Origin of the sequence: Limimaricola hongkongensis DSM 17492, from assembly GCF_000600975.2 — a bacterium.
Taxonomy (GTDB): Bacteria; Pseudomonadota; Alphaproteobacteria; order Rhodobacterales; family Rhodobacteraceae; genus Limimaricola; species Limimaricola hongkongensis.
On record NZ_KK088653.1, the window covers coordinates 751,613 to 776,092 of the forward strand.

The window sequence follows — 24,480 nt, forward strand, 5'->3', positions numbered from 1 at the left end:
AGGGGCTGACATGGACGGCAAACAGGCCACGCTGGCCGAACTGGGGCTGACGGCGCAGGGCGGTCGCGACACGCGGATCACGGGGCTTTCGGTGGACAGCCGCGACGTGCGCGAGGGCCATCTCTTCGCGGCGCTGCCCGGCAGCGTCGCGCATGGCGCGGGCTTTGTCGAGTTGGCGCTCGAGGCTGGCGCCGCGGCGATTCTCACCGATGCGGAGGGCGCGCGCATCGTCGCGCCCGCGCTGGCGGGCCGCGCGGCGGCGCTCGTCGTGGCCGAAGAGCCGCGGCAGGCGCTGGCGCGCGCCGCGGCGCTGTGGTTCGGGCCCGCCCCGGAAACGGTGGTCGCCGTCACCGGCACCAACGGCAAGACCTCCGTGTCGACCTTCGCGCGCCAGATCTGGACCGCGATGGGGCGGCGCGCGGTCAATCTCGGCACCACCGGGGTCGAGGGCGCATGGACCTATCCGCTGCGCCACACCACGCCCGAGCCGATCACCCTGCACCGGGCGCTGGCCTTGGCCGCGCGCGAAGGTGTCACGCATGTGGCGATGGAGGCCTCGTCGCACGGGCTCGACCAGCACCGGCTCGACGGGGTGATCCCGGCGGCGGCGGGCTTCACCAATTTCAGCCAGGATCATCTCGACTACCACGAAAGCTTCGAGGCCTATTTCGAGGCCAAGCTGGCGCTGTTCGACCGGGTGCTGCCCGAGGAAGGCGTGGTCGCTACCAATCTCGACGATCCCAAGGGCGCCGAGATCGCCCGCCGCTGTGCCGCGCGCGGGCAGGAGGTGATCGGCGTGGGCCGGGCCGACGGCGCGCGGCTGCGGCTGCTGGCGCAGCGCTTCGACGCCACCGGGCAGGAGCTGCGATTCGCGTGGCAGGGCACGGCGCGGATGTGCCGGCTCGATCTCGTCGGCGGGTTTCAGGCCGAAAACGTGCTTCTGGCGGCGGCGCTGGTGATCGGCGCGGGCGAGGACCCCGACGAGGTGTTCCGCGCGCTGCCCGAGCTGACCACCGTGCGGGGCCGGATGCAGCTTGCGGCGCGGCGTGGCCATGGCGCGACGGTCTTCGTCGATTACGCCCACACCCCGGACGCGGTGGAGACGGCGCTGAAGGCGCTGCGCCCGCATGTGATGGGGCGCATCGTCGCCCTTGTCGGCGCGGGCGGCGACCGCGATCGCTCCAAGCGGCCGCTGATGGGGGCTGCGGCGGCGCATAACGCCGACGCGGTGATCGTGACCGACGACAACCCCCGCACCGAGGATCCCGCCGCGATCCGCGCCGCCGTGCTCGACGGCGCGCGCGGCGTCGTCGGCGGGGCCGAGAGCGTGATCGAGACCGGCGACCGGGCCGAGGCGATCCTGCGCGGAGTCGACGCGCTGGGGCCGGGGGATGCGCTGCTGATCTGCGGCAAGGGCCACGAGACCGGCCAGATCGTGGGCCATGACGTGCTGCCCTTCGACGATGCCGAGCAGGCCTCGGTCGCCGTGGCGGCGCTGGAGGGGCAGGCATGACGCTCTGGACCGCACAGGACGCCGCCGCCGCGACCGGCGGGCGCGCCACGCGCGACTGGGCCGCCACCGGCGTTTCCATCGACACGCGCACGATCCGGCCCGGCGATCTCTTCGTGGCGCTCGAAGCGGCGCGCGACGGGCATGACTTCGTGGCGCAGGCGCTTGAAAAGGGCGCCGCCGCCGCGATGGTGACCCGCATCCCCGCGGGCGTCCCGGACGATGCGCCGCTGCTGCTGGTCGACGCGGTGCTTCCGGCGCTGGAGCGGCTGGGCCGCGCCGGGCGCGCGCGCAGCAAGGCCCGCGTCGCCGCGATCACCGGCTCGGTCGGCAAGACGTCGACCAAGGAAATGCTGCGCGCCGCGCTCGAAGGGCAGGGCCGCGTCCACGCCGCCGAGGCAAGCTACAACAACCATTGGGGCGTGCCGCTCACATTGGCCCGGATGCCCGCCGACACCGATTTCGCGGTGATCGAGATCGGCATGAACCATCCCGGCGAAATCGCGCCGCTGGCGCGCATGGCCCGCCCGCATGTGGCAATGATCACCACGGTGGCGGCGGTGCATCTGGAGGCCTTCGAGAGTGTCGAGGGCATCGCGCATGAAAAGGCGTCGATCTTCGAGGGGCTGGAGCCCGGTGGCTGCGCGGTGGTCAATGGTGATCTCGCGGTCAGCCCGATCCTCCGCGCCGCGGCCCGCGCGGCGGGCGCGAAGATCATCGGCTTCGGCAATGGGATCAGCAATCACCACCGGCTGCGCGAGGCGCATCTGCGCGGCGGCGCGACCGTGGGCAAGGCGCGGCTGTGGCGTACCGAGGTGATGCTCAAGGTCGCGACCGAAGGCCGGCATTTCATGGTCAACGCGCTGGGCGTGATCGCCGTGGCGCAGGCCATGGGCGCCGACCGGGCGCGGGCGATCTGCAACCTCTCCGCATGGGCACCGCCCGCCGGGCGCGGCACGCGCGAGACGGTGGTGATCGACCCCGCCCGCGACGGCGACACGCTCGAGCTGATCGATGACAGCTTCAACGCCAACCCCACCTCGCTTTCGGCGTCGCTCGCGGTGCTGGCCGCCGCGCCGACCCGCGACGGGGTGGGCCGGGTGCATCGCGGCCGCCGCATCGCGATCCTTGGCGACATGCTGGAGCTGGGCCCGCGCGAGCGCGAGATGCATGCCGAGATGGCCGAAGACCCCGCGATGCCGGCGATCGGATGCGTGCATTGCGTGGGCCCGCGGATGCGGGCGCTGCACGACGCGCTGCCGCCCGAGCGGCGCGGCCGCTGGGTCGAAAAGGTCGAGGATCTGATCCCCGACACGGCCCGGATCGTCGATTCCGGCGATGTTGTGCTGGTCAAGGGCTCGAAAGGCAGCCATGTGAGCCGCCTCGTTGACGCGATCCGCAAACTGGGGCAACGGACCCCCTCCGGCGACAAGGAGGCCTGAGGCCCATGCTCTATCTGCTGACGCTGCTGTCCGACGGCGGCGACCTGTTCAACCTGTTCCGCTACATCACCTTCCGCGCGGGCGGGGCCTTCCTGACGTCGCTGCTGTTCGGTTTCCTGTTCGGGCCGCCGCTGATCAACGTGCTGCGCCGCACCCAGGGGAAAGGCCAGCCGATCCGCGCCGACGGCCCCGAGGGGCACATCGCCAAGGCGGGTACGCCGACCATGGGCGGGCTGTTGATCGTCGGCGCGGTGGTCACCTCGACGGTGCTCTGGGCGCGGCTCGACAATCCCTACGTGCTGATGGTGCTGTTCGTGACGCTGGGCTTCGCGCTGATCGGCTTTGCCGACGACTATGCCAAGGTCCGCAAGCAGAACACCGACGGCGTGTCGGGCAAGCTGCGTCTTGCGATCGGCTTTTCGATCGCCGCGCTCGCGGGCTGGTGGGCGGCGATGTACCACCCCGACAACCTGACCAACCAACTGGCCTTTCCGGTCTATAACGAGATGCTGCTCAACCTCGGCATCCTGTTCGTGCCCTTTGCGATGATCGTCATCGTCGGCGCGGCCAACGCGGTGAACCTGACCGACGGTCTCGACGGGCTGGCCATCATGCCGGTGATGATCGCCGCGGGCGCCTTCGGCATCATCGCCTATGCGGTGGGCCGCACCGATTTCACCGAGTATCTCGGCGTGCACTACGTTCCCGACACCGGCGAGATCCTCATTTTCACCATGGGGCTGATCGGCGGGGGCCTCGGGTTCCTGTGGTACAACGCCCCGCCCGCCGCCGTCTTCATGGGCGACACCGGCTCCCTCGCGCTTGGCGGCGGTCTCGGCGCCATCGCTGTCGCCACCAAGCACGAGATCGTGCTGTCGATCGTCGGCGGGCTGTTCGTGGTCGAGGCGCTTTCGGTGATCGTGCAGGTGCTCTACTTCAAGCGCACCGGGCGCCGCGTCTTCTTGATGGCGCCGATCCATCACCACTATGAGAAGAAGGGCTGGTCCGAGCCACAGATCGTCATCCGCTTCTGGATCATCTCGCTGATCCTCGCGATGATCGGGCTGGCCACGCTCAAGCTGCGCTGAGTTTCACGGAGAGAGATTATGATCCCGGTTCGCGGACATGAGGGCCAGACCGTCGCCGTTCTCGGCCTTGGCCGCTCGGGCCGGGCCACGGCGGCGGCGCTCAAGGCGGGCGGTGCGCAGGTCATCGCATGGGATGATGGCCCCTCGGGCCGCGAGGCGGCCGAGGCCGAGGGCATCGAGCTGCGCGACCTGACGCGGGCCTCGGCCTATGAGGGCGTGTCGCTGCTCGTCACCTCGCCAGGCATCCCGCATCTCTACCCGGCGCCGCATGCCGCCATTCAGGCGGCATGGGAGGCCGGGGTGCCGGTCGACAACGATATCGGCCTGTTCTTTCGCAGCTTCGCGACCGAAGGGTTCGACCAGTTCGACACGCTGCCGCGCATCGTCGCCGTGACCGGCTCGAATGGCAAATCGACCACCTCGGCGCTGATCCACCACATCCTGACCGAGAACGGGCGCGCGGCGCAGCTTGCGGGCAATATCGGCCGTGGCGTGCTCGATCTCGAACCGCCGCATGACGGCGAGGTCGTGGTGCTGGAGCTGTCGAGCTACCAGACGGAGCTTGCGCGCGCGCTGACACCCGACATCGCGGTGCTGACCAACCTGTCGCCCGACCATCTCGACCGACATGCCGGGCCGGGCGGCTATTTCGCGGCCAAGCGGCGGCTGTTTTCCGAAGGCGGGCCGGACCGCGCCGTGATCGGCGTCGACGAGAACGAAGGCCGCTACCTCGCCAACCAGCTTGCCACCGCGGCCGCCGACGACCGGGTCATCGCCATCTCCTCGGGCCGCAAGCTCACCGGGCCGGGCTGGAACGTCTTTGCCCGCAAGGGCTTTCTCGCCGAATACCGCAAGGGCCGTCAGGTCGCCTCGGTCGATCTGCGCGACATCCCCGGCCTGCCGGGCGCGCACAACCACCAGAATGCCTGCGCCGCATGGGCGACCGCGCGGGCGCTGGGCCTCGGGCCGCGCGGCATCGAGGCGGCGCTGCGCTCCTATCCCGGCCTGCCGCATCGTTCGCAGCGCGTGGCCGAAAAAGGACGGCGTGGCCTTCGTCAACGACAGCAAGGCCACCAATGTCGACGCCGCCGCCAAGGCGCTCGCGGCCTTTCCGCGTATCCGCTGGATCTGCGGCGGGCTGGAGAAGGAAGGCGGGGTCTCGGGGCTCGGCGCGGGGTTGGAACATGTGGCCAAGGCCTATGTGATCGGGCGCGAGGCCGAGGCCTTCGCGGTGAAGCTGCCGGGCGTCGAGGCCGAGGTTTGCGGCACTATGGCCCGCGCCGTGGAGCGGGCCATGGCCGAGGCGGAGCCGGGCGACACGGTGCTTCTGGCGCCGGCGGCGGCGAGCTTCGATCAATACGACAATTTCGAGAAGCGCGGCGATGATTTCGTGGCCCAGGTGCGCGACCGGCTTTGAAGAGGTGCGGGGCGGTCAGCCGCCCTGCGCGATCGCCGTGCCTGCGGCAAAGCCCGACGCCCATGCCCATTGGAAATTGTAGCCGCCGAGCCAGCCGGTCACGTCGACGCATTCGCCGATGAAATGCAGCCCCGGCACCGATTTCGCCGCCATCGTCTTGGACGACAGCGCGTCGGTCGACACGCCGCCCAGCGTCACCTCCGCCGTGCGGTAGCCTTCGGTCCCCGACGGTGTCAGCCGCCAGTCGCGCAAGGCGCCGCACAGCGCGTCGATGGCGCGATCGGACTGGTCGGCCATGTTGCCCGGCATCGGGTGGTCTTCGGCCCATGCCTCGACCAGCCGCGCGGGCAGGTGCTGCGCCAGGACCGTCTTGACCGCCTTCTTGCCATCGCTGCGCCGCGCCACCCGTAGCGCCTCTGCAAGCTGCCCGCCGGGGGCGAGATCGAGCCGGATTTCCCCGCCCTCGCGCCAATAGGACGAGGCCTGCAGGATCGCCGGACCCGACAGCCCGCGATGCGTGAACAAAAGCGCCTCCTCGAAGGCCGGGCCGTCCGCCTGCGCGCGGACGGGGAGCGCCACGCCCGACAGGCCCGAGAACCGGTCGGGAAAGGTCAGCGGCACGAGGCCGGGACGGGTGTCGGTGACGGCGATGCCGAACTGCTCGGCGATGCGGTAGGCGAGGCCGGTCGCGCCCATTTTCGGGATCGACTTGCCGCCTGTGGCCACGACGACATGGGCGGCGCGGATCGTCTCGCGTCGGCCCGACCGTTCGATCACCGCGCGAAAGCCTCTGTCGTCGCGCGCGATCTCGACCAGCGCGGTGTCCAGCGCCACCTGCGCCCCGGCATCGCGCGCCTCCTCCATCAACATGGCGACGATCTGCGTGGCCTTGCCGTCGCAGAACAGCTGGCCCAGCGTCTTTTCGTGCCAGGCGATGCCGTGTTTCTTCACGAGGTCGAGAAAATCCCATGGGGTGTAGCGCGCCAGCGCCGATTTGTGGAAATGGGGATTCGCGCCGAGGAAGCATTCGGGCCCGGTGCGGATATTCGTGAAGTTGCATCGCCCGCCACCAGAGATGCGAATCTTCTCGCCGGGGTTGCGCGCGTGGTCGATCACCAGCGTGTCGCCCCCCGCATGCATGGCCGCGAAAAGCCCCGCGGCGCCGGCGCCGAGGACCAGTGTGTTGATATGCCGGGTGTTGTTCATGCCCGCGACCTGCCGCTTTTCTGCCACGGGCTCAAGCCTTGTTGACGCCGGGACTGGACGTTATTTTCATGGTCAATCTACTACTTTCGCGCTAGTATCTCCCACAGACCCGCACAAAGCGGGCAGGGCAGAGACAATCAGGCAGCAAGTTCATGACCGAAATGGTGCATGGAGCGGTCCCGGTTCGGACCGTCGATCCAATTCTCCCGCGCTGGTGGCGCACCATCGATGTCTGGACCATGTCCTGCATCCTGCTGCTGTTCGCGATCGGCATCCTGCTGGGTCTCGCGGCCTCGCCGCCGCTAGCGGCGCGCAACGGGCTCGACCCGTTCTACTATGTCAGCCGCCAGGCGTTTTTCGGCCTCTTGTCGCTCGGCGTGATGATGGGTGTGTCGATGATGACGCCGCAGCTTGTGCGCCGTCTCGCGGTGCTGGGCTTTGCGGGCGCCTTCGTGGCGCTGGCGCTGCTGCCGGTCTTCGGCACCGATTTCGGCAAGGGCGCGGTGCGCTGGTATTCTTTCGGCTTCGCAAGCGTGCAGCCCTCCGAGTTCCTCAAGCCCGGCTTCGTCGTCGTGGCGGCGTGGTTCATGGCGGCGGGGATGGAGCCCTCCGGTCCTCCGGGACGGATCTGGTCCTTCGCGCTGGCTTTCACCATCGTCATGTTCCTCGCGCTGCAGCCCGATTTCGGCCAGGCGGCGCTGGTGCTGTTTTCCTGGGGCGTGATGTATTTCGTCGGCGGCGCGCCGATGGTGCTGCTTCTGGGGCTCGCGGGCGTGGTCGTGCTGGCCGGCACCTTCGCCTATAACAACTCCGAACACTTCGCGCGGCGCATCGACGGCTTTCTCTCCGCCGAGGTCGATCCCACCACCCAGCTCGGCTACGCCACCAACGCGATCCGCGAAGGCGGCTTCTTCGGCGTCGGCGTCGGCGAGGGGCAGGTGAAATGGTCGCTGCCCGACGCGCATACCGATTTCATCATCGCGGTGGCGGCCGAGGAATACGGGCTGGTCTGCGTCATGGTGATCATCGCGCTCTACGCCACGATCGTGGTGCGGTCGCTGCTGCGGCTGATGCGCGAGCGCGACACCTTCATCCGGCTGGCGGGCACCGGTCTCGCCTGCGCCTTCGGCGTGCAGGCGATGATCAACATGGGCGTCGCGGTGCGGCTGCTGCCCGCCAAGGGCATGACGCTGCCCTTCGTGAGCTATGGTGGCTCATCGGTGATCGCGAGCGGAATCGCGCTCGGCATGCTGCTGGCCTTCACCCGCACCCGTCCGCAGGGCGGCATCGGCGACATCCTGCTGCGGCGGGGCCGCTGATGGCCGCGCCGCTTCTCGTCATCGCCGCCGGGGGCACCGGCGGGCACATGTTCCCGGCGCAGGCGCTGGCCGAGCTGATGCTGACCCGTGGCTGGCGGGTGAAGCTGTCCACGGATGCGCGCGGCGCGCGCTACACGCAGAATTTCCCTCGCGAGGTCGAAATCGAACAGGTCGGTTCGGGCACCTTCGCGCGGGGCGGTCTGTCGGCGCGGGCGCTGGCGCCGGCGCGGATCGGCTGCGGCATCGTGGCGGCGGTGACGCGGATGATGCGCGACCGGCCCGCCGTGGTGGTGGGGTTCGGCGGCTACCCGTCGATCCCGGCACTGGCCGCGGCGACGATCCTCAAGCTGCCGCGCATGATCCACGAGCAGAACGGCGTTCTGGGCCGGGTCAACGCGCTGTTCGCGCGCCGCGTCCACGCGGTGGCCTGCGGCACATGGCCGACCGAGCTGCCCTCGGGCGTCGAGGCGATCCACACCGGCAACCCGGTGCGCCGCTCGGTGCTGGACCGCTCCGGCGCGGCCTATATCCCGCCGGGCGACTACCCGATGTCGGTTCTGGTGATCGGCGGCAGCCAGGGCGCGCGCATTCTCAGCGACGTGGTGCCGCCCGCGATCGCGGGGCTGCCCGCCGCGCTGCGCCGCCAGGTCCGGGTCAGCCACCAGGCCCGTGAGGAGGACGTGCAGCGCGTCTCCACCTATTACTCCGACGAAGGCATCGACGCCGACGTGCAGACCTTCTTTGCCGACCTGCCGACCCGGATGAGCGAGGCGCAGCTGGTGATCTGCCGCTCGGGCGCCTCGACCATCGCGGATCTGAGCGTGATCGGCCGGCCCTCGGTGCTCGTGCCCTTTGCCGCCGCCGCCGCCGATCACCAGACCGCCAATGCGCGCGGTCTTGTCGGGGCCGGGGCCGCGATCATGTTCCCCGAAAGCCGGTTCCACGTGGAGACACTCACCGAGCAGGTGGCGCTGGTGCTGGGCAACAGCGACGGCGCGATGCGCATGGCGCATGCCGCGCGCGGCGCGGGCGTGCCCGACGCGGCGGAGAGGCTTGCGGGGGTTGTCGAACGCCTCGCGGAAGGACAGAAGGAGCCGGATTCTTGATGGACGGGACGCAAACCATGAACGCCGCCACGAAACTGCCGCTCGATGTCGGACCTATTCATTTCGTGGGGATCGGCGGCATCGGGATGTCCGGTATCGCCGAGGTGCTGCTCAATCTGGGCTATACCGTCCAGGGGTCGGACCTGAAGGGCTCCAGGATCACCGCCCGGCTCGAAGAGCTGGGCGCGCGCATCTTCGTCGGCCAGTCGGGCGAGAACCTCGACGGCGCGCAGGTCGTGGTGATCTCCACCGCCATCAAGCCGGGCAATCCCGAGCTCGACGAGGCGCGCAGGCGGGGCCTGCCGGTGGTGCGCCGGGCCGAAATGCTGGCCGAGCTGATGCGGCTGCGCTCGAACGTCGCGGTGGGCGGCACGCATGGCAAGACCACCACCACGACCATGGTGGCGACGCTGCTCGATGCGGGGCATTTCGACCCGACCGTGATCAATGGCGGCATCATCCATGCCTATGGCTCGAACGCCCGGATGGGGCAGGGCGAATGGATGGTGGTCGAGGCCGACGAAAGCGACGGCACCTTCAACCGGCTGCCCGCGACCATCGCCATCGTCACCAATATCGACCCCGAGCACATGGATCACTGGGGCTCGATCGAGGGGCTCAGGAAGGGCTTTCTCGATTTCGTGTCGAACATCCCGTTCTATGGCCTCGCCGTGTGCTGCACCGACCACCCCGAGGTGCAGGCGCTGGTGGGCCGGGTCACCGACCGTCGGGTCACCACCTTCGGCTTCAACGCGCAGGCCGATGTGCGTGCCGCCAACCTGACCTACAAGGGCGGCATCGCGCATTTCGACATCGTGCTCAGGGCCGAGGACGCGGTGATCGAAGGTTGCACCCTGCCGATGCCAGGCGACCACAATGTCTCCAACGCGCTGGCCGCCGTGGCCGTGGCGCGTCACTTGGGCATGAAGCGCGACGAAATCCGCGCCGCGCTGGCCGCTTTCGGCGGCGTCAACCGGCGCTTCACCAAGGTCGGCGAATGGAACGGCGTCACGGTGATCGACGATTACGGCCACCACCCGGTCGAGATCGCCGCCGTGTTGCGCGCCGCGCGGCAGGCAAGCGAGGGCCGCGTGATCGCGGTGCACCAGCCGCATCGCTACACGCGCCTCGCCTCGCTGTTCGAGGATTTCTGCACCTGTTTCAACGACGCCGACGTGGTCGGCATTTCCGACATCTACGCCGCTGGCGAAGAGCCGATCGCGGGCGCGGGCCGGGACGATCTGGTGGCCGGGCTGATCCGCCACGGCCATCGCCAGGCCCATGCCGTGGACTCCGAGGAGGCGCTGACCGAGCTGGTGCGTCACGAGGCGAAGCCCGGCGACATCGTGGTCTGTCTCGGCGCCGGCACGATCAGCGCCTGGGCCGGGGCGCTGCCCGCGCGGCTGGAGCAGGGCGGATGAGCGCGCAGCAGCTTTTGCCGATTGCCGCCGCCTGCCTGTGGCTGGTCGCGGCGAACCTCGTCGTGATGCTGCCGTCGCGCGACAATCATCGCAGCTGCGCCACGATCCTCGTGGTGATCGGCGTGCCGCTGCTGGGCTGGGTCACCTTCGCTTTCGGCCCGGTGGCCGGGGTGGTGCTGATGGCCGCCGGCGTATCGGTGCTGCGTTGGCCGCTGATGCTTCTGGGGCGGCTGCGGCGGCCATGGGGGTGAGCGCGATGACCGATCTTCCGCAGGTGCGCGGCCGGCTGACGCCGGACCGCCCGCTCTCCGATCTGACATGGCTGCGCGTGGGCGGCCCGGCCCAATGGTTGTTCCAGCCCGCCGACCGCGAGGATCTGGCGGCATTCCTGCGCGATCTCGATCCGTCGGTGCCGGTGTTTCCGATGGGCGTCGGCTCCAACCTGATCGTGCGCGACGGCGGCGTGCGCGGCGTGGTGATCCGGCTGGGACGCGGCTTCAACGGCATCGAGATCGCCGAAGATGGCCGCGTGACGGCGGGCGCCGCCGCGCTCGACGCGCATGTCGCGCGTAAGGCGGCGCAGGCAGGGCGCGACCTGACCTTCCTGCGCACCATTCCCGGCGCGATCGGCGGGGCGGTGCGGATGAATGCCGGCTGCTATGGCTCTTATGTCGCCGACGCGCTGCGCGAGGTCACGGTGATCCACCGCGACGGCCGGACCGTGACGCTGCCCGCCTCAGCGCTGGAGCTGGCCTACCGCTCCAGCCGCCTGCCCGAGGGCGCGGTGATCGTGGAGGCGGTGTTCGACGCCCCCGAAGGCGATCCGGCGGCGCTCGAGGCGCGCATGGCCGAGCAGATCGAGAAGCGCGACGCCAGCCAGCCGACCAAGGACCGGACGGCGGGATCGACCTTCCGCAACCCGGCCGGGTTCTCCTCGACCGGGCGCGCCGATGACAGCCACGAGTTGAAGGCCTGGAAGGTGATCGAGGAGGCGGGGATGCGCGGCGCCCGGCTCGGCGGCGCGGTGATGAACGAAAAGCACCCGAATTTCCTCACCAATGCCGGCGAAGCCAGCGCCGCCGACCTCGAAGCGCTGGGCGAGAAGGTCCGGAAAAGGGTTTACGAGCATTCGGGCCTGACGCTAGAATGGGAAATCATGCGGGTCGGACAGCCGGACGCCTGACAAGCGGAAAATTAGATCTTCGCAAAGCGGAGAAAGCCCGAAACGGGCTATAACAATGACGCGCCGTCCAGCGGCGCGCGAATGAGGCAGTGCGGGAATGTCGAGCGGGACACATCCCAAGGTTGTCGTGGTGATGGGCGGACCCTCGGCCGAGCGCGAGGTCTCGCTCTCCACGGGGCGCGAATGCGCGGCGGCCTTGCGGCAGGCGGGATTTGAGGCGATCGAGGTCGATGCCGGCCCCGACCTGATCGACCGACTGCGCACGCACGCCCCCGACGTGGTCTTCAACGCCCTGCACGGCCCCCGCGGCGAGGATGGTTGCATCCAAGGCCTGCTGGAATGGCTGCGCATCCCCTACACCCATTCGGGCGTGCTCGCCTCGGCTCTCGCGATGGACAAGGAGGCGACCAAGGCGGTGTTTCGCGCCGAAGCGCTGCCTGTGGCCGACAGCCGTCTCGCCACGAAGGCCGAGGTCATGGCCGGTCACGTCATGCCGCCGCCCTATGTGGTGAAGCCCTACAACGAAGGGTCGAGCGTCGGCGTCTATATCGTGCCAGAGGGCGCGGAGGCGCCGCCGCAGCTGGCGGAGGACATGCCCGAGACGGTGATGGTCGAAGCCTACCTGCCGGGGCGCGAGCTGACCACCACGGTGCTGGGCGACCGCGCGCTTACCGTGACCGACATCGTCACGAGCGGCTGGTACGACTACGACGCCAAGTACAAGACCGGCGGCTCGCGTCACGTGGTGCCGGCCGATATTCCGCAGGAGATCTTCGAGGCCTGCCTAGATTACGCGCTGCGCGCCCATCGCGTGCTGGGCTGCCGCGGCCTGACCCGCACCGATTTTCGCTGGGACGAGGCCAAGGGGCTCGGCGGTCTGGTGCTGCTCGAAACCAACACCCAGCCGGGCATGACCCCGACCTCGCTCGCGCCCGAGCAGGCGGCCTCGGTCGGGATTTCCTTTCCCGAGCTGTGCGGCTGGCTGGTGGAGGACGCGTCATGCGATCGCTGAAATCGCTTTTGCGGCGCGAGCCGCAATACGGCATGCGCCGCGATCCCGCGCCGACGCGCTGGGGCTACCGCTACCAGCGGCTGATGCTCACGCCCGCCTTCAGGATCGGCATGCGGTTCGGGTTGCCGGTGCTGGGCGTGGCGCTGGTCGGCGGGATCTGGTTCGGGCAGGCCGACAACCGCGCCGCCTTTGCCGCGCAGCTGGACCGCATCAAGGCGACGATCCAGCAGCGCCCCGAATTCATGGTCGGCGCGGTCGAGATCGACGGCGCCGAGCCCGCGCTCGCCGCCGCGATCAAGTCGTTCCTGCCCGAAACCATGCCGATCTCCTCCTTCGATCTGGACCTGCCCGAGATCCGCACCCGGATCCGCGAGCTGACGGCGGTGGCCGACGCCACCGTGCGGGTGCAGCCCGGCGGCACGCTGGAGATCGCGGTGACGCAGCGCGTGCCGGTGGCGGTCTGGCGTTATGTCGACGGGCTGCGGCTAGTCGATGCCAAGGGGGTGATGACCGGCATGATCGGGCAGCGTTCCGACCGCGCCGACCTGCCGCTGATCGCGGGCGACGGCGCGCGCGAGAAGATCGACGAGGCGCTGGCGTTGTTCGCCGCCGCCGCGCCGGTGGCCGATCGGGTGCGCGGGCTGGTGCGGATGGGCGAACGGCGCTGGGATCTGGTGCTCGACCGCGACCAGCGCATCCTCTTGCCCGCCGCGAACCCGGTGCCGGCGCTTGAACGGGTGATGGCGCTCGACGGGGCCGAGGACATGCTGGCGCGCGACATCGCGGCGGTGGACATCAGGAACGAGGATCGGCCGACCATAAGGCTGACCGAGCAGGCACTGGTGCGGCTTCGCCGTGTCAGCGACAACAACTAAAAAACGGGAGCGGGACGGAAAATGGGGCAGCTCTACCAGACCCAGCGGGCGATGCGCCACATGCGCAAGGCGGCGATGCAGCGTGGCGTGATCGCCATTCTCGATGTCGGCACCTCGAAGATCGCCTGCCTGGTGCTGCGCTTCGACGGCGACGCGCCCGCGCTCGAAGGCGTGGGCTCGATGGCCGGGCAGTCCAATTTCCGCATCATCGGCGCCGCCACCACCCGCTCGCGCGGGGTCTCCTTCGGCGAGGTCGCGGCCATGGCCGAGACCGAGCGCGCGATCCGCACCGCGGTGCAGGCGGCGCAGAAGATGGCCGGCGTCCGGGTCGACCACGTGATCGCCACGCTATCGGGCGCGCGCCCGCGCAGCTACGGGCTCGACGGCGAGGTCGAGGTCGAGGCGGGGCAGGTCACGGGCGGCGATATCGGCCGCGTGCTCGCGGCCTGCGAGATGCCCGATTACGGCGATGGCCGCGAGGTGCTGCACGCCCAACCGGTGAACTTCGCGCTCGATCACCGTTCCGGTCTCGCCGATCCGCGCGGCCAGATCGGCCAGCGGCTGACCACCGACATGCACCTGCTCACCGTCGATGCCACCGCGATCGAGAACCTGCTCTATTGCATCAAGCGCTGCGATCTCGAGGTCGCGGGGCTGGCGTCGTCGGCCTATGTGTCGGGCGTCTCGTCGTTGGTGGAGGACGAGCAGGAGCTGGGCGCGGCCTGCATCGACATGGGCGGCGGCTCGACCGGCATCTCGGTCTTCATCCGCAAGCACATGATCTATGCCGACAGCGTCCGCATGGGCGGCGATCACGTCACCTCGGACATCTCGATGGGGCTGCAGGTGCCGATGGCCACGGCCGAGCGGATCAAGACCTTCTATGGCGGCGTCGTCGCCACCGGCATGGACGACCGCGAGATGATCGAGATCGGCGGCGACACCGGCGACTGGGAGCACGACCGCCGCACCGTCAGCCGGGCCGAGCTGATCGGCATCATGCGCCCGCGGGTCGAGGAGATCCTCGAGGAGGTGCGCCAGCGGCTCGACGCGGCGGGGTTCGAGCATCTGCCATCCCAGCAGATCGTGCTCACCGGCGGCGGCAGCCAGATCCCCGGCCTCGACGGGCTGGCGACGCGGATTCTCGGCCAACAGGTGCGTCTGGGCCGCCCGCTCCGGGTGCAGGGGCTGCCGCAGGCGGCCACGGGGCCGGCTTTTGCCGGGTCGGTGGGATTGTGTCTGTTCGCGGCACACCCGCAGGATGAATGGTGGGATTTCGATGTCCCGGCAGAGAAGTATCCGGCCCGGTCGTTCAAGCGGGCCTTCAAGTGGTTCAAGGACAACTGGTGATACGCAAGATATCGCTTACCGCGACGTCGGCGGGCGATTTTCCAGTGCGAATCCGGCGAAAATAAGTACGAACGCCCGAGTTTCCCCGTGACGATGCGGACGCGCGCGGATAGTTTGGCCAGATAATGGCAAATACGCCCGGCGGGACGGGCCAGATTCAGGACAGGCAGACAGCGATGGCACTCAACCTCTCTCTGCCGGGGCAGGAAGATCTCAAGCCCCGGATCACCGTCTTCGGCGTGGGCGGCGCTGGTGGCAACGCGGTCAACAACATGATCGAGAAGGAACTCGACGGAGTCGAGTTCGTGGTTGCCAACACCGATGCGCAGGCGCTGCAGCAGTCGCGCGCGCAGGCCAAGATCCAGATGGGCGTGAAGGTCACCGAAGGCCTGGGCGCTGGCGCCCGCGCCACCGTCGGTGCCGCCGCGGCCGAGGAATCGATCGAGGAGATCGTCGATCACCTCGCTGGCGCGCATATGTGCTTCATCACCGCCGGCATGGGCGGCGGCACCGGCACCGGCGCCGCGCCGATCATCGCCCAGGCGGCCCGTGAACTCGGCGTGCTGACCGTCGGCGTCGTCACCAAGCCGTTCCAGTTCGAGGGCGGCAAGCGCATGAAGCAGGCCGAGGCCGGCGTCGAGGCGCTGCAGAAGGTGGTCGACACCCTCATCATCATCCCGAACCAGAACCTGTTCCGCCTCGCCAACGAGAACACCACCTTCACCGAAGCCTTCGCGCTCGCCGACGACGTGCTCTATCAGGGCGTGAAGGGCGTGACCGACCTGATGGTGCGCCCCGGCCTGATCAACCTCGACTTCGCCGACGTGCGCGCGGTGATGGACGAGATGGGCAAGGCGATGATGGGCACCGGCGAAGCCGATGGCGAGGATCGCGCCGTGCAGGCCGCCGAGAAGGCGATAGCGAACCCGCTGCTCGACGAGATCAGCCTCGAGGGCGCCAAGGGCGTGCTGATCAACATCACCGGCGGCTACGACCTGACGCTGTTCGAGCTCGACGAAGCCGCGAACAAGATCCGCGAGAAGGTCGATCCCGAAGCCAACATCATCGTCGGCTCGACGCTCGACACCGGCATGGAAGGCCGGATGCGCGTCTCCGTCGTCGCCACCGGCATCGACGCGGTCGCCAAGATCGAGGACACCCCAGTGCCGCGCCGCAAGATGAGCGAGCCGCTGCGCGAGCGCGTCTCGGCCGAGGACGAGGCGCCCGCCGCCCCGGTGCCGCCGCGCCGCGAGGCGCCCCAGCAGCAGCCTGCCCGCGCCCAGGCCCCGGCCGCCCCGCGTCGCGAGGCGCCGCAGGCCCGTCCCGAGCCCGAGCAGCCCGCCTATGAGGACGACTTCGCGGGCGGTTTCGACACCCGCCGCACCGCCCCGCGCGAAGAGCCGCAGCAGCGGTTCCAGCCGCAGCAGGACGACGACCTGCCGCCGCCCGCCTACGAGCCGCGCCGCGAGGCGCCGCAGGCCGAATCCGCGCCCGAAAGCTTCGTGGCGCCCGCGCCGCGCGCCGGTGGCGAACGGTCGCCCGAGCAGATGGCACGCCTGCGCGCCGCGGCCCAGAACCAGCCGCGCCAGCAGCAGCCCGAGCGCGCCGAGATGCCGCGCGCCGAGCCGCGCAGCCCCGCCGCACCGACCCGTGGCGCCGAAGCCGACCGCCAGCAGCCGCGCTTCGGCATCAATTCGCTCATCAACCGGATGACCGGTCAGGGCGAACAGCCGGCCAGCCCGGCGGCGCAGCCGCGCCAGCAACCGCAGGCCCAGCGTCCGCAGCCGCAGCAGCCCAGCGGCCCGCGTCAGGCGCCCAACTGGTCCGATGACGGCGAGACCGATCCCGAGCAGGAGCGCATCGAGATCCCCGCCTTCCTGCGGCGTCAGGCCAACTGATCGATCCCCGCACAACAGCTGTGCGAAAAGGGCCGCCCTTCGGGTGGCCCTTTGTTTTTCAAAGCCAATTCACCGCCGATGCGTGTCCGGGGCCACATGTTTCACGCTGTCGCAAAGAGTGAATTGTGACCCGGCGGCCAAGCTCCTAGGTCACTGGGTAACAAATTCATAACGCATTCGGGCGAAGAGACGTGCAGACAACCGTGTTCACAAAAGTCGGCTTCAGCGGCATCGGGCTTCATACGGGGCGGCCGGTCCGGCTGACCCTGCGCCCGGCGTCGGCCGGACACGGCATCGTTTTCCGCCGCACCGACGTGGTCGGCATCGACGCCCGCGTGCCTGCCCGCTGGGATCTCGTGCAGATCTCGCCGCTCAACACCCGCATCGTCAATGCCGCCGGTGTCACGGTCTCGACCATCGAACACCTGATGGCCGCTCTGGCGGGCTGTGGCGTTCACAATGTTCTGGTCGAGATCGACGGGCCGGAGGTGCCGATCCTCGATGGCAGCGCCGCGGGTTTCGCACGGGCCATTCTCGGCGTCGGGCTGCGGCGGCTCGATGCGCCTCTGCGCGCGATCGAGGTGCTGGCCCCGGTCGAGGTGGCGCAGAATGGGGCCGTGGCGCGGCTGCGTCCGCAGCAGGAGGGCGAGCCGCGCGGTCTGCGCATCGATTTCGGGATCGACTTCCCCGATCCGGCGATCGGGCGCCAGCACCGCGTGCTCGACATGGCCAACGGCGCCTTCCTGCGCGAGCTGTGCGACAGCCGCACCTTCTGCCGCCTGTCCGACGTGGAGGCGATGCAGAGCCAGGGTCTTGCCCTGGGCGGCACCTACGAGAACGCGGTGGTGATCGACGGCGACCGGGTGCTGAGCCCGGGCGGACTGCGCCATGCCGATGAGGCGGTGCGCCACAAGATGCTCGACGCGCTTGGCGACCTCACCACCGCGGGCCTGCCGATTCTCGGCGTCTACGAGGGGCGGCGCGCGGGTCATGCAATGACCAACCACCTGCTGCGCGCGCTGTTCGCGCAGCCCGACGCGTGGCGCATCGTGGAGTGCGACGCGGCGCTCGCCGCGCGCCTGCCCGGCGGGCGCCTGAAGCCCGCGGATCTTGCCGCCGTCGCCTGACCCCCGCCGCGTAGCCGGCCCGGCGAAGGCTCCGGGAAAAGCCGTTTTGCCCCCGATTTTTTCATGCTAGACCGAAGCCCGAGCGGCCCCGGTGCGGGGCGTGAACGGGGCGTTGACCCCGGGATGGGCAGATGACCGACAGGATGCAGGACGCGCGGATGGCAGGCAGCGGAACACGGGTCAGCTTGGGCCTGATACTGGCCCTGGGGCTTCTCGGGGCCTGCGGGGCCACCAGCAACCGTCTGGCGCCCGCCGCGCTCGAAGAGCTGAGCGCCGCGCAGATCTACGATCAGGGCGAGACCAGCCTCGATGGTGGCAACGCCGAGGACGCGGCCTTCTATTTCGGCGAAATCGAACGTCTTTACCCCTATTCCGAATGGGCCAAGCGCGGCCTGATCATGCAGGCCTTCGCCCATCACAAGGGCCGCGCCTATGACGAAAGCCGCGCCAGCGCGCAGCGCTATCTCGATTTCTACCCCGCCGATCAGGATGCGGCCTATGCGCAGTACCTGCTGGCGCTGAGCTATTACGACCAGATCGACGACATCGGTCGCGATCAGGGGCTCACCTTTCAGGCGCTGCAATCGCTGCGCGCCGTGATCGAGCAATATCCCGACAGCAGCTATGCCGCCGAGGCCAAGCTGAAATTCGACCTCGCCTTCGACCACCTCGCGGGCAAGGAAATGGAGATCGGGCGCTATTACCTCAAGCGCGGCCATTACGCCGCCGCCGCCCGGCGCTTCCGCGTCGTTGTCGAGGAATTCCAGACCACGACCCACACCGCCGAGGCGCTGCACCGGCTGGTCGAATCCTATCTCTCGCTCGGCCTCGTCGACGAGGCGCAAACCGCTGGCGCGATCCTGGGCTACAACTACCGCGGCACGGATTGGTACGAGGACAGCTACAAGCTGCTGACCGGGCGCGGGCTGGAGCTGGCCGCCGCGGGCGACAACTGGCTGGCCGCGATCTATCGCCAGCTGGTGCGCGGCGAGTGGATCTGATGTGGTCGCGCTGACGTTCCGCTCCGGGGGATAGACCTATGCTGCGCGCGCTCGACATCCGGGACATGCTGATCATCGACAGGCTGGAGTTGGACTTCCAGCCCGGTCTCAACGTGCTGACCGGCGAAACCGGGGCGGGCAAGTCGATCCTGCTCGATTCGCTGGGCTTCGTGCTGGGCTGGCGCGGCCGGGCCGAGCTGGTGCGCGCGGGCGCGCGCCAGGGCGAGGTGACGGCGGTGTTCGAGCTGGCGCCGGATCATCCGGCCCGCCGGGTGCTGGCCGAGGCCGGGATCGAGGCGGAGGCCGAGCTGATCCTGCGCCGCGTCAACACCGAAAGCGGACGCAAGACAGCTTGGGTCAACGATCGCCGCGTCTCGGGTGAGGTGCTGCGCGCGCTGTCCGACGAGCTTCTCGAGCTGCATGGCCAGCATGACGATCGCGGCCTGCTCGATCCGCGCGGTCACCGGCTGATGCTCGACGAGTTCGCGCAGGCGGGCCCGGCCATCGCCCGGACCCGCGCCGCGTGGGCCGCGCGCCGCGAGGCGCGCAAGGCGCTTGGCGTGGCGCAGGAGCAGATCGCGGCGCTTCGGGCGGAGGAGGACTACCTGCGCCATGCGGTGGCCGAGCTCGACGGGCTCGACCCGCAGCCCGGCGAGGAGGCCGAGCTCGACGCGACCCGGCGCCGGATGCAGGGCGCCGAGCGGGTGCGCGGCGACATCGCGCGGGCGCATCAGGTGATCTCGGGGGGAGGGGGCCGAGGGGCTCGTCGCCGATGCCATGCGCTGGCTCGACGGCGCGGTCGAGGCGGCGGAAGGCCGGCTCGATCCGGTGATGGAGGCGCTGACCCGCGCGCTCGACGCGCTGGGCGAAGCCGAAGGCGGTGTGCGCGATGCGCTCGACGCCATGGAGGTCGACCCCCGTGCGCTCGAAGCGGCGGAAGAGCGGCTCTTTGCCCTGCGCGGTCTCGCGCGCAAGCACGACGTGATGGTCGACGAGCTGGCCGAGTTCGCCGATCGGCTGCGGCTTCGGCTGCGGGCGCTCGATGCCTCAGAGGGCGACATGGCCGATCTCGAGGCGGCGGTGCGGCAGGCGGATGCCGCCTATGACGCGGCGGCCGAAACGCTGAGCGCGCTGCGCGCCGAGGCGGGAGGGGCGGCTCTCGACCGCGATGGCCGCCGAGCTGGCGCCGCTCAAGCTCGACCGCGCAGTGTTCGAGGTGGCGCTCGCCCCCGCCGATCCCGGCCCCGAGGGGCGCGACGAGGTCATGCTTTCGCGTGGCCACCAACCCCGGCGCGCCCTCGGGGCCGCTGTCGCGGATCGCCTCGGGGGGCGAGCTGTCGCGCTTTCTGCTCGCGCTCAAGGTCTGCCTGACCGGCGACAATGCCGGCAAGACGCTGATCTTCGACGAGATCGACCGCGGCCTCGGCGGCGCCACGGCGAACGCGGTGGGGCGGCGCCTGTCGCGCCTCGCCTCGGGCGCGCAGGTGCTCGTGGTGACCCATTCGCCGCAGGTCGCGGCACTCGGGGCGCATCACTGGCGGGTCGAGAAATCGGTGAGCGCCGGGCCTTCGGGCGAGGTCACGACCTCGCGCGTGGTGCCGCTCGGGGCGTCCGACCGGATCGACGAGATCGCGCGCATGCTGGCGGGTGACACCGTCACAGAGGCCGCGCGCGGCGCGGCGCGCGTGCTGCTCGAGGGTGCCGACGCGGCCTGAGACAGCGCGGCGTCGGTCGAACCCGCAAAAGAAAAGGGCGATGCGAGACCCTGGAACTTCCAAGGCAACGCACCGCCGCAGTTCGGCATTGCCCGGCCGGTCGGGTCGTCAAATGTATCATGCCTCCGGCGGCCACTCACCTCCGCCATCGGCCCAAGATCCATACCGCGTCGTGATGCGGTGAATATCTCTGGACAATAACTCACACTACCGCAACGGGCATTGTCACGTCATACCTCATTTGAGGTATGCGGTCACGGCAAAGTGCAATCATGCGTATAGGTCGAGAAAGTCCAGCGCATCCCGCCACTTGTCGTAAAACAGCAGCTGCCCGGCATCGGGATAACGGCGCAGCTTGATCCATGGATGATCGCGCTGATGCTCGTCGAGGGTTGCGGGCGGCATCTGTGGATCCTGCGTCCCGGAGAGAAAATGCGCCGGGATGCTGCGCAGCGCCGCGAGCGAGGGCCGCCAATCCATCACCGACCGGCGGGTCAGTTCCTGCGACAGCCCCGCCGTCGTGCTGGCCTGCCGGGCCAGCAACAGCCCCCTGATCTCCGGGTCTTCGAGCAGCGCGAGATCCGCCGGGCTGTCGGCATAGACCTCGCGCAAGAGCCGCGCACCGTCGCTGCCGTTCAGCCGCGCCATCCCCGCCTCGATCAGAACCGGCAGCAATTGCGGCGTGTAGCGCGCCGCGCCGAGCATGGCGCGGTGCCATTTGTGCATCCGCTCGATCTGCTCGGGCCGGGTGACCGGCAGCGTCCCGGCGCAGGCGACCAGCGCGCTGACCCGGCGCGGATGCGCCCGGTGCAGTCCCATGGCGACGAGGCTCTCTCCCCCGAGGCTGAGCACCGGCACCGGGTCGCGCACGAGATGATCGAGCAGCGCCGCGACATCGTGGATGAACTGGCGCACCGGGTCGGCATAGGGCGGCGGCGGCGCCGTGCCGCCCTGACCGGGCCGAAGCGGCACGATGACGCACAGGCCCTTGTGGCTTGCCGCCGCCTCGACCGCGGCGGGCCAGCGGGCCGGGCCGTAGAGCGGCGGCAGGAACAGGCAGGGGCGGCCCGTCGGGGCGCCGAGCAGGTGATAATCGAGCCGCCGCCCGTCGGGCAGCCGCATCCGCCGCAGAACGACGTCAGGCGCGGGCGGCGCGGGGGCGGGCGTCGCCGGGTCCGCCGGGACCATGTCGAACATCGACAGCACGAGCCGGACAAGCTCGGGCTGGCTGCGGGTGTCGGTCTTGCCCATGATCGATTTGAGCTGCGCGCGCACCGTGTCGAGGCTGCGTCCGCGGCTGCTGGCGATCGCCGGCAAGGCCGCGCCGCGCGCCAGCTCGCGCAGCACCCCGATCTCCGCCGGCGTCAGCCCGAACGCCGCGCGCAGCATCTCCGGCAGGGCGACGGGCCAACCTGTTTCGGACGTGATCACCACGATCTGCGGCGCCGGGCCGCCGGACAAAAGCCGCAGCGACAGCAAAAGCGCCCGCGTCCCGTCGCGTGTCCTGCCGTGCAGCGTGACGGTCGGGGCCGTGCCGGCGTCGAACATGGCCCGCGCCCGCGCCACGAGGGCCGCGCTCTCCGCCGGGCCAAAGCGCAGCCGCTCTAGGCCGTCCCCCGGCGTCAGCCCCAGGCTGCGGGTGGCGGCAGCGTTGACAGCCGTCACGATGAGGTCCGGCCCGATCACGAAGGCGGCGGCGCGCTCGATTCCGGCCAACGCGGCGGGCGCGACCGGTCGGGCCGCGCCGTCGAGCAGCCGCCTGAGCCGCACCACGTGCCGGTCGAAGGGGTGCAGCCCCCGCCTGTCGCCGGCGTGCACCGCGCGGCGCAGCGGCGCCATCACCGGCTCCCACCGATCGATCAGCGCACCGAGCCGGTCCGGCTCCACCGCCGCGTCATACAGCAGGTCGATCAGCGCCTCGACCTCGGCCGGTGGCGGCGCGGCGGTCGGGACATGTCGCACGTGATCGGCCATGCCGTGCCTCCGCCCTTGGTCTCGCCTCGATTGTACCCGCCCGCGTCCCGCATGGCGAGGCACCGCGCCCGTCCGCATGGCTTCAACCGGGCAGGATTCTTCCCTAGAACGAATGCAGGCGGGGATGGAGCACGACAGGAGCGATGAGCGGCACCGAACAGCAGCAGGCCAAGACCCCCTGGCATGGCCGGGTCCGGGCCGCGTGGCGCGAAGGTTGGGCCCTGATCCGCAGCCATGGGCCGAGCCAGGTCCAGTTCTGGTTCATCGCGCTGGCGCTGGGCAGCGCGGCGGGGATCGCGGCGATCGGCTTTCGTGCCGGGATCGAGCTGTTGCAGGCCATGCTCTATGGCACCGACGACGTGGCGATGCTGCACAGCTTCGCGGCCTCGCTGCCGTGGTACTGGCTGCTGGGCCTGCCGGTGGCGGGCGGGCTCGTGGTCGGGCTGCTGCTCGACCGGTTCACCGAGGATGCGCGCGTGCGCTCCGTGGCCGAGGTGATCGAGGGCGCGGCGCTGCGCGAGGGCCGGGTGGAGCGCAAGCGCGGGCTGGTCTCGGCGCTGGCCTCGATGATCACCCTGTCGACCGGCGGCTCCACGGGGCGCGAGGGGCCGGTGGTGCATCTCGCCTCGGTCTTCGCCACCTATGTGTCGAGCTGGATTCGCGCCGACGGCATCACCGGTCGCGATCTTCTGGGCTGCGCCGTCGCCGCCGCCGTGTCGGCCAGCTTCAACGCGCCGATCGCGGGCGCGCTCTTCGCGCTGGAGGTGGTGCTGCGGCATTTCGCGGTGCATGCGTTTGCCCCCATCGCCATCGCCAGCGTGGCGGGCACGGTGCTGGGCCGGCTGGTCTGGGGCGACGTGACCGAGTTCACCCTGCCCGACAAGAACGCCCTGGCTTTCTATGTCGAGCTGCCCGCCTTCGTGCTGCTGGGCCTTTTGTGCGGTGTCGTGGCGGTGGTGCTGATGCGCGCGATCTTCTGGACCGACGACCTGGCCAATCGGATGCAGGCGCGGTTCGGTGGGCCGCGCTGGCTCAGGCCCACCGCCACGGGGCTGATCCTCGGCGTGATCGCAATCTTCTTTCCGCACATCATCGGCGTGGGATACGAGACCACCTCGGCGGCGCTTCAGGGCAGCCTCGCCTTCGATCTCGCGGTGATCTTCGTGGTGGTCAAGGTGGCGGCGGTGGCGATCACCATGGCGGGCCGGATGGGCGGCGGCGTCTTTTCGCCCTCGCTGATGGTCGGCGCTCTGACCGGACTCGCCTTCGGCACGGTCGCCACCGGCATCGCGCCGGAGTTTTCGGGCGAGGGCACGCTTTATGCGCTGGCGGGCATGGGGGCGGTGGCGGCCGCCGTGCTGGGCGCGCCGATCTCGACCACGCTGATCGTGTTCGAGCTGACCGGGGACTGGCAGACCGGGCTCGCGGTGATGGTGGCGGTCTCGCTCGCCTCGGCGGTGGCGTCGCGGCTGGTACAGCGGTCCTTCTTTTTGACGCAGCTGGCCCGGCGCGGCGTGCATCTCGCCGCCGGGCCGCAGGCCTGGCTGTCGGGCACGATCCGGGTCGAGACGGTGATGCGCGCGATCGGCGCGCCGCGCGCGGCCCCCCGAAGAGGCGCTTCGGCAGATGATGAAGGAGGGGGTGTTCCTGCAGTCGGGCGCGACGCTGGAAGAGGCGATGCCACTTTTCGAGGCGACGGGATCGAGCTTCATCCCGGTGGTGCGCTTTGGCCGCGACGATGCGGGGCCGGAGCTGTGGGGAGCGCTGTTCCAGGTGGACAGCCTGCGCGCGCTCAATCGTGCGCTGACGCGGATGGCGGCCGAGGAGCATTCCTAG

At 69.9% G+C, this 24,480-nt stretch carries 16 protein-coding genes and 3 pseudogenes; 17 read left to right on the forward strand and 2 right to left on the reverse strand.

The window, feature by feature from the left end; translation table 11 throughout:
• Positions 1 to 10: 10 nt before the first annotated feature.
• The 4 genes and pseudogenes from LOKHON_RS14040 to murD all read left to right on the forward strand — a co-directional run bounded on the left by LOKHON_RS14040 (position 11) and on the right by murD (position 5,457).
• Positions 11 to 1,513 (forward strand): UDP-N-acetylmuramoyl-L-alanyl-D-glutamate--2,6-diaminopimelate ligase, encoded by a 1,503-nt coding sequence (locus tag LOKHON_RS14040; protein WP_017927313.1) that lies wholly within the window; start codon positions 11 to 13, stop codon positions 1,511 to 1,513.
• Positions 1,510 to 2,952: a UDP-N-acetylmuramoyl-tripeptide--D-alanyl-D-alanine ligase gene (locus LOKHON_RS14045; RefSeq protein WP_017927314.1), complete on the forward strand. Its 1,443-nt coding sequence runs from the start codon at positions 1,510 to 1,512 to the stop codon at positions 2,950 to 2,952. Before LOKHON_RS14040 ends, LOKHON_RS14045 begins: the two co-directional genes overlap by 4 nt.
• A gap of 5 nt (positions 2,953 to 2,957) precedes the next feature.
• Positions 2,958 to 4,040, forward strand: a complete 1,083-nt coding sequence (gene mraY, locus LOKHON_RS14050; RefSeq protein ID WP_017927315.1) for a phospho-N-acetylmuramoyl-pentapeptide-transferase — start codon at positions 2,958 to 2,960, stop codon at positions 4,038 to 4,040.
• A gap of 18 nt (positions 4,041 to 4,058) precedes the next feature.
• Positions 4,059 to 5,457 (forward strand): annotated as a pseudogene (gene murD / locus LOKHON_RS14055) (UDP-N-acetylmuramoyl-L-alanine--D-glutamate ligase).
• A gap of 15 nt (positions 5,458 to 5,472) precedes the next feature.
• Here the strand turns inward: murD and LOKHON_RS14060 are convergent.
• Positions 5,473 to 6,663, reverse strand: coding sequence for a BaiN/RdsA family NAD(P)/FAD-dependent oxidoreductase (locus LOKHON_RS14060; protein ID WP_026147328.1), 1,191 nt, complete (start codon positions 6,661 to 6,663; stop codon positions 5,473 to 5,475).
• Between the two features lie 152 nt (positions 6,664 to 6,815).
• On the opposite strand from LOKHON_RS14060, the gene LOKHON_RS14065 reads away from it, so the two are divergent.
• From LOKHON_RS14065 to recN, 12 genes and pseudogenes are all read left to right on the forward strand, one after another.
• Positions 6,816 to 7,982, forward strand: a complete 1,167-nt coding sequence (locus LOKHON_RS14065; protein ID WP_017927318.1) for a peptidoglycan glycosyltransferase FtsW — start codon at positions 6,816 to 6,818, stop codon at positions 7,980 to 7,982.
• Positions 7,982 to 9,088: a UDP-N-acetylglucosamine--N-acetylmuramyl-(pentapeptide) pyrophosphoryl-undecaprenol N-acetylglucosamine transferase gene (locus LOKHON_RS14070; RefSeq protein ID WP_017927319.1), complete on the forward strand. Its 1,107-nt coding sequence runs from the start codon at positions 7,982 to 7,984 to the stop codon at positions 9,086 to 9,088. The genes LOKHON_RS14065 and LOKHON_RS14070 overlap by 1 nt, the downstream gene beginning before the upstream one ends.
• A 17-nt stretch (positions 9,089 to 9,105) precedes the next feature.
• Positions 9,106 to 10,509: a UDP-N-acetylmuramate--L-alanine ligase gene (murC, locus tag LOKHON_RS14075; protein ID WP_026147329.1), complete on the forward strand. Its 1,404-nt coding sequence runs from the start codon at positions 9,106 to 9,108 to the stop codon at positions 10,507 to 10,509.
• Positions 10,506 to 10,760: a DUF2484 family protein gene (locus tag LOKHON_RS14080; RefSeq protein ID WP_017927321.1), complete on the forward strand. Its 255-nt coding sequence runs from the start codon at positions 10,506 to 10,508 to the stop codon at positions 10,758 to 10,760. The genes murC and LOKHON_RS14080 overlap by 4 nt, the downstream gene beginning before the upstream one ends.
• Before the next feature lie 5 nt (positions 10,761 to 10,765).
• Complete coding sequence (gene murB / locus LOKHON_RS14085) at positions 10,766 to 11,692, forward strand: UDP-N-acetylmuramate dehydrogenase (protein WP_026147330.1); 927 nt, start codon at positions 10,766 to 10,768, stop codon at positions 11,690 to 11,692.
• A 97-nt stretch (positions 11,693 to 11,789) separates the two neighbouring features.
• Positions 11,790 to 12,704 carry a D-alanine--D-alanine ligase gene (locus tag LOKHON_RS14090; protein WP_017927323.1) on the forward strand — a complete coding sequence of 305 codons (915 nt, stop codon included), beginning with the start codon at positions 11,790 to 11,792 and terminating at the stop codon, positions 12,702 to 12,704.
• Entirely contained in the window at positions 12,692 to 13,579 is an 888-nt protein-coding gene (locus tag LOKHON_RS14095) for a cell division protein FtsQ/DivIB (protein WP_017927324.1), read from the forward strand. Before LOKHON_RS14090 ends, LOKHON_RS14095 begins: the two co-directional genes overlap by 13 nt.
• A 21-nt stretch (positions 13,580 to 13,600) precedes the next feature.
• The gene (gene ftsA, locus LOKHON_RS14100; protein WP_017927325.1) at positions 13,601 to 14,929 is read left to right on the forward strand and encodes a cell division protein FtsA; all 1,329 of its coding nucleotides are present in this window, start codon (positions 13,601 to 13,603) and stop codon (positions 14,927 to 14,929) included.
• A gap of 176 nt (positions 14,930 to 15,105) precedes the next feature.
• Complete coding sequence (gene ftsZ, locus LOKHON_RS14105; protein ID WP_017927326.1) at positions 15,106 to 16,827, forward strand: cell division protein FtsZ; 1,722 nt, start codon at positions 15,106 to 15,108, stop codon at positions 16,825 to 16,827.
• A gap of 191 nt (positions 16,828 to 17,018) precedes the next feature.
• On the forward strand, positions 17,019 to 17,954 hold the full coding sequence (gene lpxC / locus LOKHON_RS14110; RefSeq protein ID WP_017927327.1) for a UDP-3-O-acyl-N-acetylglucosamine deacetylase: 936 nt from the start codon (positions 17,019 to 17,021) through the stop codon (positions 17,952 to 17,954).
• A 158-nt stretch (positions 17,955 to 18,112) separates the two neighbouring features.
• On the forward strand, positions 18,113 to 18,955 hold the full coding sequence (locus LOKHON_RS14115; RefSeq protein WP_026147332.1) for an outer membrane protein assembly factor BamD: 843 nt from the start codon (positions 18,113 to 18,115) through the stop codon (positions 18,953 to 18,955).
• Between the two features lie 38 nt (positions 18,956 to 18,993).
• Positions 18,994 to 20,670, forward strand: a pseudogene (recN, locus tag LOKHON_RS14120) (DNA repair protein RecN).
• A 270-nt stretch (positions 20,671 to 20,940) separates the two neighbouring features.
• On the opposite strand, the gene LOKHON_RS14125 reads toward recN, so the two are convergent.
• Positions 20,941 to 22,644 carry an alpha/beta fold hydrolase gene (locus LOKHON_RS14125; RefSeq protein ID WP_017927330.1) on the reverse strand — a complete coding sequence of 568 codons (1,704 nt, stop codon included), beginning with the start codon at positions 22,642 to 22,644 and terminating at the stop codon, positions 20,941 to 20,943.
• Positions 22,645 to 22,787: 143 nt separating this feature from the next.
• On the opposite strand from LOKHON_RS14125, the pseudogene LOKHON_RS14130 reads away from it, so the two are divergent.
• Positions 22,788 to 24,480 (forward strand): annotated as a pseudogene (locus LOKHON_RS14130) (chloride channel protein).

Excerpts from the sequence above, each read along its gene's own strand:
- LOKHON_RS14115 (WP_026147332.1), top strand. The coding sequence starts at position 18,113 with ATGGCAGGCAGCGGAACACGGGTCAGCTTGGGCCTGATACTGGCCCTG.
- LOKHON_RS14095 (WP_017927324.1), top strand. The coding sequence starts at position 12,692 with ATGCGATCGCTGAAATCGCTTTTGCGGCGCGAGCCGCAATACGGCATG.
- LOKHON_RS14080 (WP_017927321.1), top strand. The coding sequence starts at position 10,506 with ATGAGCGCGCAGCAGCTTTTGCCGATTGCCGCCGCCTGCCTGTGGCTG.
- ftsZ (WP_017927326.1), top strand. The coding sequence starts at position 15,106 with ATGGCACTCAACCTCTCTCTGCCGGGGCAGGAAGATCTCAAGCCCCGG.
- ftsA (WP_017927325.1), top strand. The coding sequence starts at position 13,601 with ATGGGGCAGCTCTACCAGACCCAGCGGGCGATGCGCCACATGCGCAAG.
- LOKHON_RS14065 (WP_017927318.1), top strand. The coding sequence starts at position 6,816 with ATGACCGAAATGGTGCATGGAGCGGTCCCGGTTCGGACCGTCGATCCA.
- murB (WP_026147330.1), top strand. The coding sequence starts at position 10,766 with ATGACCGATCTTCCGCAGGTGCGCGGCCGGCTGACGCCGGACCGCCCG.
- LOKHON_RS14040 (WP_017927313.1), top strand. The coding sequence starts at position 11 with ATGGACGGCAAACAGGCCACGCTGGCCGAACTGGGGCTGACGGCGCAG.
- LOKHON_RS14090 (WP_017927323.1), top strand. The coding sequence starts at position 11,790 with ATGTCGAGCGGGACACATCCCAAGGTTGTCGTGGTGATGGGCGGACCC.
- LOKHON_RS14060 (WP_026147328.1), bottom strand. The coding sequence starts at position 6,663 with ATGAACAACACCCGGCATATCAACACACTGGTCCTCGGCGCCGGCGCC.
- LOKHON_RS14070 (WP_017927319.1), top strand. The coding sequence starts at position 7,982 with ATGGCCGCGCCGCTTCTCGTCATCGCCGCCGGGGGCACCGGCGGGCAC.
- mraY (WP_017927315.1), top strand. The coding sequence starts at position 2,958 with ATGCTCTATCTGCTGACGCTGCTGTCCGACGGCGGCGACCTGTTCAAC.
- LOKHON_RS14045 (WP_017927314.1), top strand. The coding sequence starts at position 1,510 with ATGACGCTCTGGACCGCACAGGACGCCGCCGCCGCGACCGGCGGGCGC.
- LOKHON_RS14125 (WP_017927330.1), bottom strand. The coding sequence starts at position 22,644 with ATGGCCGATCACGTGCGACATGTCCCGACCGCCGCGCCGCCACCGGCC.
- murC (WP_026147329.1), top strand. The coding sequence starts at position 9,106 with ATGAACGCCGCCACGAAACTGCCGCTCGATGTCGGACCTATTCATTTC.